Source organism: Paenibacillus sp. PAMC 26794 (assembly GCF_000316035.1).
Classification (GTDB): domain Bacteria; phylum Bacillota; class Bacilli; order Paenibacillales; family Paenibacillaceae; genus Paenibacillus.
In genome coordinates this window covers 1-6,513 of the sequence record NZ_ANHX01000039.1, presented here as the reverse complement: position 1 = coordinate 6,513, position 6,513 = coordinate 1, and the positions used below count along the sequence as shown (strand labels likewise).

Genomic DNA, 6,513 nt, shown 5'->3' with positions numbered 1-6,513 from the left:
AAGAATTCTTTGAAGGGGTCAAATGTTAAAGCTTATAGACTGGTAACAGAGGTTGAATGTAAAGATGAGTTTGATTGGGAACAGATTTATTTTTCGCTAAGTGATGAAGTATTTATCTTAGATCTATATCAGTGGGGTTAATGGACGAATTTGCACTTCTCAGTCTGTTCAATCATCCCTGTTGGTATCTAGTAAACGATTAACAAGCAAGTCCAAAAAATTAAAGGAGTTTCCAAATTGAAGAATCAAAAGCGTTCAATGATTTTACTATTTCTTTTAATAATAGTGGCCCTAAGTGGTTGCATTTCATACAGTGTGAAGGCGGATAAAATTGTTGAGGATGGGTTGATAATAAATTCTATTTCATTTGGACTGGGGGAGAGCGAAGAAGATGCAGGTATTACAGTCGTAACATACAATTTAAATCTACGGAATAGAACCAATAAATCAATAATGTTAAAAACAGTTGAACCGATTATAAGTAAGGAGATTCAGGAGCGATTAATTGATAGAGACATTAAATTGGACATAAATGAGAAAATTGATGGTGATACTTCAGAAGAACTGACAGGTACTTTTAAATTAGATACAAAAGAGCTTGATAAAGAAGGAATAATCAAGTTAAACATTGATGTTAAAGAATTTAATATAGCATTTGAACAAGTTATAGGAATGAATGAAGTAAATAACTAATTTGAGATGACTTTAAGAAATTATATCTAACAAAGAGGTGTATCTTTATGGAAAGAAAAAAAGATGATAACAATCAGCTGGGTGTAATTCCAGAGCACCATAGCCCTGTTCGACATATGCTTAATGAAGCAAATGGACTACCGAACAGTCAATTTATAGACAGTTTTAAGAAAGCTCTGGATACTCCAGATGCATATGTAATTATGGAGGACAGATCTATTTGTCTTGCCCTATGAAACTAGTAAACTGTAGTAAAGAGACATTACATACTCTATTAAAAGATTTAGATACCATTGCATGGGACTGTAATGATGGAGAAGGCCAAGGACTATATTACGAAAAACTCTTTCCTGGTGATGGGATCGGTGGAGGTATGGGGGGAGGAGATGTTGAGGAAGGACTATGGATTCATGAAGAATTTATAGATTTACAATTATATGATGAAATTCATGAAGTCATATCAGGCAATAAAGAAAGAATAACAAAGTAATAAAATGAATGAATCATAAGGCCCATCAACATCGGATAACAAAGTGTTCATGTGGATGGGCAAACTGTTGAAGTACTGCATACAGAGAAAAAGGAATATGTGAGGTGAGTTATGGGCGTAAGAAAAAAATATAAACGTAAAATCGTTCGCTCCAATCGATTGTTTTATTGGTATGTTGAACCGGATATTGACGATGAAGGAATAATCAAATTACATATCGTTTCTGAGGATAAGAAGTTAATCGTCACTTATGAAGTGGGACAACACAGTATTAAGAACAAGCCCCCATATATAGTCATCATCGGAGAAGAATTCGAAGGCTGGACAACAGAATATATAGGATACAGAAGAGTACTAACACCGAAATGGAGCGATGAGATCATCACGCCAAAATTGATAGGTGAAATCATTGATTGGTGCCTCTTGAAAGATAAAGAAATAAACATCGTTAATTGGAAAGGTGAAATTCTCCGACCTCTCTCCTGAATGGAGTGTAATTGCATTTGAAAATAATTTGGAGCCACGTGGATTCTTTTGAAAACGCATACGTGAAAACAAGAGATGAAATTAACATTTCATATAAAAGGAGAGAAGCTAATGCAGATGATTCGTGGACATCACACGGTAAACAAAGTAATCGCTTGTGTTCTGTCATTCATATTTATCATTATGGCAATAGTGGTACCTGCCCACGCTGAAGAGAAACAGGTTGAGACTACACCATCCAGGATCCCTTTATCCAATTTAGAGGAGACGATTGATGCTTATGTAGCCTCGTATGAGAAGTATACCGCTGCCGTTTCGGTTGTGGCTATCAAAGACGGTGAAACTATTGTGAATAAGGCATATGGTTATGCAGATATTGAGAATCAGCGAAAGGCGGATACCTCTACCGTTTTTGAATGGGCTTCCATCTCTAAATTGTTGGTCTATACGAGTGTGATGCAGCTTGTCGAACAAGGAAAGCTTGATCTGGAGACGGATATCCAAGAATATCTGCCAGAGGGATTCTTCAAAAAGCTGAAATACGATGATCCAATTACCCTATTGAACCTGATGCATCACAATGCGGGTTGGGAAGATCAGACAGCGGCCGAGGTGTTTTATTACTCTGAGGATGAAACGTTAGAATTAGGAGAAACGTTGCGTAAAAATGAGCCGAAACAGATTTATAAACCAAATAGCATAGTGGGTTATTCGAACTACGGCGTTGGTCTAGCCGGTTACATCGTGGAAGAGATAAGTGGCCAACCTTTTTATGAGTATGTCAATCAACATATTTTCGAACCGCTTCATATGAACGACACTTCAATTCATCCAACGGGGCAGGATCATCCAGACCTAGTACAAAGAAGGAATGAGATTGAAGGGTATACAAAAGATTTAAAACTGATCCCTGAGAACAGAGTATACGTAACGTTTTATCCTACAGGGGCAGCGATTGGGACAGCAGAAGATTTAGGCAAATTCCTTGCAGCGTTGATGCCTGTGGATGATAACAATGTATTATTTAAGAACAGGGATACATTAAACGAAATGTTGTCAACAAGTCTATATTATGACGGGACTTCTACTCCGCGATTTGCGCATGGGTTCGTTGAGATGGAATACTGGGTGCCTACACTGATGCACGAGGGGAATTTGAAAGCATTCTCCAGCAAACTTGTCTTTGATCCCGAATCTAAATTTGGGATGGTGGTCATGACAAACCAGTCTTTTGAAGAAATTTATTATTATGGACTTATTAAAGAAATTTTCGGTGATAACGCCAATTCTAATATAGTTACTTCGGAGGGGGGGGGATATTTTCAATCCGCACGACGGGCAGCATTTAGATTTACTAATTTATTTACGGCCCTTGATATCAGGAAATTCACAAAAGCTGAATTAAGTAGTTCTTATAATGTTGTCGAGCATGATGGGGTTGTTGATAAAATTTCCTTTACTCCTTACATTGATTACTTGCCTGTTTCGAATGCAAAGGTGAACTTGATAAAGATATCTTTTGTTCCTGCTGTGCTTGCCGCCATTTTCAGTTTATTTGCTTTGCTCGGTTATGTAATCCGGATGCTTCTTAACAAACGAAATAAACGAGGAAAGCCTACCACCAATTTTAATAAATATCATCTTGCAATTAACCTTGCAGGTGTGGCACTCCTTCTTAATCTTTTCATCTTACAAACGAAGTTGAGGTTTCCAAATTATCCTGCTTATTCTTCGATACGCATCAATTTAATGTTTAACCTACTATATGTGGTTCTAGCAGTGGCGTATCTTTGCTTGCTTATCTACAAACTGCGGAAGAACAGTTACAGCAAAAAGCAAAAGGTGATGTGCATCTTGTCTAGCATCTCGGCTTTTATCTTGGCTGCTTTTATTGTGGGATGGAATTTGTATGTTTAGAGTGCCAAACGCTGGATGTAGATATTCCAAGCAATACAATGGCTCGGCGGATGACGCCTATATATCACTGATATATTAAATGGGGTCAATTAAAAGGAGTAAAGGCAGCAGTTCCTTATCGGGGGCTGCTGTCTTTGTGTTAGTGCGTCTTTTGGCAACTTGTGCCTCGGCATATTGAAGGGTTGTTAATCTCATTAAGGAGTCGGTCTAAGTACAGGGTGAGGACCTTGCCGATTAACTCGATTTAATCAATCACAGACCACGAAAATGCTTGGGTTGGGGAACCACTCTCGAATCTTTCACAAAGTTATTATCGCGCTTGGCTTAACAATCTGTCATATATAAAACTTTAACTCTATTCTGCCGATATTATTAATATTATCTGGAAAGAGGGGAATAGAATGTTAGAAAATCTCAGCAGCTATCAAACTTATATAGCTTTCCTAACTCCTGTGTTAATCGTAATTATTTCAGGGACTTTGTTATTGCTTACAAATAAGCATGAAAGAGTTTTATTATCTCCAAGAAAAAATCTCTATCGAATAATAGTGAAGATTAGTGCTTTATCCGCAATTGGAACAGTTATTGCTCTATTTTTTATTTTGCTTGGAGATACCTTTCTTAGTGACAGCACCTTTAAATTCACATTGCCTTATATCCTTTTTGTTTTTGTGGTGTACTTTGTCGTCATGTCATTCTTTAATGGATGGATTGAAAAGAGAGAGGCAATATATCACTGGGTTTATCTTGAAAAATATAATTATGAACCGCTAATGATACATAAAGTTACTTTTAATAATAAATTGATGCTAACATCTGTACCTTCACTTACTGATGATATTCACGAAGTTGGTCACATCGTCGTTGAAGATATTTCAATTTTATACGATGTGAAGGTTCACTTTATAGGGCCTAAAGTTTACAGAAAAATCATTTTCAAACGACCTAAACTATCAGATGTTATTAATGCAATTCAAGATAAGAACCCACACAAAACGGACGAGTGATCACTTTTCTCTTTAAAGTGCTAACGCCTATCTGATTAATTTTAAATCTAAAAACGTTCATGGATATTTAATTCAAGAACTGACACGTATCTATGTGGTCTGCACTCAACACTCTGAATACTTTCAAAATCGGTTACTGAATATGCTCCACTCTTGCTAAACCTGCTTTTTAAATAATTATCTGTTCCTTAAATGGCGAAATATTAAATATTAAGGAGGAAATTGGAATGATGAATGTAACAACGTTTCTAAGCTTGTTAGGTGCAACATCTTTAATCGCCCTATTTGGTATAATGATTAAATCTTTTGCTATGATTAAGACATCAACATTTGAAAAGATCATAATGAATGATCAACAAAGAATAACTAGAGGAGTTCTAATAGTTTTATATTTAACATTAATTAATGCTGTTGCTTTTAGTAGCTGGATTTTCTTTTTCAGAAATCCTTTAAGTTGGAATTATATTATAATTCAGTTTTTTATCATGGTAGTTTTAGGCATAATTATTTTCACTAGTACAATGTACCCTTCAATAGTGAAAATGAAGTATAACTATTTTTTAAGGTTGGAAAATAGGAAGTACTACATTATAAAAAGCACTTCTACTGGGGAAATAATATTAAGTACAGACCCAAAACTTTATTCAGAGATACTTTTAATAAAGAGAGAAGACTTGTATAATAAGACAATTTCTCAAGAGCGATCTACTTAGTTGTAGGTCGTATTTTTTTATTCTAGCAACAAAATAGTGAATATCTAAGCGGATTAAAAAAAGGTAATACTAATATTGAATTTTAAAGAATCACAACATTTAAAACTCAGTAGTTCAAAACTTCTATTACTTTCTAAATAATAAACGGAGCCGCTTAGTGGTGGTCTTCTCTCCACATGTAATTACATTAGGATATATTCCCATATAATTTATCCAAAATAAAAAAAAAGCTTGTTAAGGCTGCTAGTATTACTATCTCTACTGTTGGAGTCTCAACCCCTAATTATGACCTCGTTACAATGAAAGAGACAACTAAGATAAGCGCATATATCCATATAACTGTAAATTAATCGCACAACCAGGTTATTATGATACCTGGGGAATACAGGCATGTTGTATAATCCTTGATTATCAATACGGATGTTTTACCAGCAGCAGCTCCTGGAGTAGGGACTTTGAGTGCCAATACTCGAATTTCAATGAATGCTACAATAGCTCACGAGATCGTTGGACATTATGAGGCTTCGATTGCAGGTAGAGCGTTCCCGCTTTATGATCTTCCTCCTGAAGTCATCAAAAAGAACTATGCTCTTAATGAGGCTCAGGCAAGTATCCGGGCAGCAAGGTTTGCTCCTGAACTCAATTCTACTGAACGGTATGCTTTATTGAGAGATACGATGGTTAGACTTCGTAATGCCGATCTCAGAGTGCGAGATGTCAAAGGCGAGCTATTCATAGATCAGAGATAAGGAGGCCACCGAATGGAAACTAAAATGCTGTTTGGCGTGGGGTTAGTCTTCGATACACCGGAATTCGGAACCATCGTCATGGGGGCCAAAGAAGAGTTGGATGAACTACTTCCTTCAACAATCAAAGAGATGATCGGTAAACAAGATTATCATCAAAAAAAACGGATGGGGAAGAGCAAATATTTGAAGTTGTTTCTACTCAAATTAACCATTCTATAGCCGGTAAAAAAATATCGGTATATGTTTGGGTAAAAGTATATCCCCAGACGAAATACCTGCGGGTTCAATCGACTACTGTTATCCATGAGGACAAATTGACAGTAGGTATGCTTTGTTGAAGCTACATGGAGTGGCAGTTTTTTGTTTGCACTTGCTGTGCCCATCTTTACTTTTGAAGATCATATATGTTCCGAAAGCATCGGAAGGTCATCTGATTCCCTTTTTGGATGAGGATAGCC

9 protein-coding genes are annotated in these 6,513 nt (G+C 36.3%); all 9 read left to right on the top strand.

What is annotated here, in order from left to right:
* Positions 1 to 237 precede the first annotated feature (237 nt).
* The 9 genes from D829_RS0115705 to D829_RS0115665 all read left to right on the top strand — a co-directional run bounded on the left by D829_RS0115705 (position 238) and on the right by D829_RS0115665 (position 6,274).
* Positions 238 to 693 carry a hypothetical protein gene (locus D829_RS0115705; RefSeq protein WP_017689867.1) on the top strand — a complete coding sequence of 152 codons (456 nt, stop codon included), beginning with the start codon at positions 238 to 240 and terminating at the stop codon, positions 691 to 693.
* Between the two features lie 47 nt (positions 694 to 740).
* The gene (locus tag D829_RS0115700; protein WP_017689866.1) at positions 741 to 929 is read left to right on the top strand and encodes a hypothetical protein; all 189 of its coding nucleotides are present in this window, start codon (positions 741 to 743) and stop codon (positions 927 to 929) included.
* On the top strand, positions 914 to 1,183 hold the full coding sequence (locus D829_RS0115695) for a hypothetical protein (protein WP_193748480.1): 270 nt from the start codon (positions 914 to 916) through the stop codon (positions 1,181 to 1,183). The genes D829_RS0115700 and D829_RS0115695 overlap by 16 nt, the downstream gene beginning before the upstream one ends.
* Before the next feature lie 111 nt (positions 1,184 to 1,294).
* Positions 1,295 to 1,669 (top strand): hypothetical protein, encoded by a 375-nt coding sequence (locus tag D829_RS0115690; protein WP_017689864.1) that lies wholly within the window; start codon positions 1,295 to 1,297, stop codon positions 1,667 to 1,669.
* A gap of 111 nt (positions 1,670 to 1,780) precedes the next feature.
* Positions 1,781 to 3,586, top strand: coding sequence for a serine hydrolase domain-containing protein (locus D829_RS0115685; RefSeq protein WP_017689863.1), 1,806 nt, complete (start codon positions 1,781 to 1,783; stop codon positions 3,584 to 3,586).
* A 401-nt stretch (positions 3,587 to 3,987) separates the two neighbouring features.
* Entirely contained in the window at positions 3,988 to 4,593 is a 606-nt protein-coding gene (locus D829_RS0115680; protein WP_017689862.1) for a hypothetical protein, read from the top strand.
* Between the two features lie 227 nt (positions 4,594 to 4,820).
* Complete coding sequence (locus D829_RS0115675) at positions 4,821 to 5,306, top strand: hypothetical protein (RefSeq protein WP_017689861.1); 486 nt, start codon at positions 4,821 to 4,823, stop codon at positions 5,304 to 5,306.
* Between the two features lie 455 nt (positions 5,307 to 5,761).
* Positions 5,762 to 6,055, top strand: a complete 294-nt coding sequence (locus D829_RS33435) for a hypothetical protein (RefSeq protein ID WP_017689860.1) — start codon at positions 5,762 to 5,764, stop codon at positions 6,053 to 6,055.
* Between the two features lie 12 nt (positions 6,056 to 6,067).
* On the top strand, positions 6,068 to 6,274 hold the full coding sequence (locus tag D829_RS0115665) for a hypothetical protein (protein WP_017689859.1): 207 nt from the start codon (positions 6,068 to 6,070) through the stop codon (positions 6,272 to 6,274).
* Positions 6,275 to 6,513: the final 239 nt, after the last annotated feature.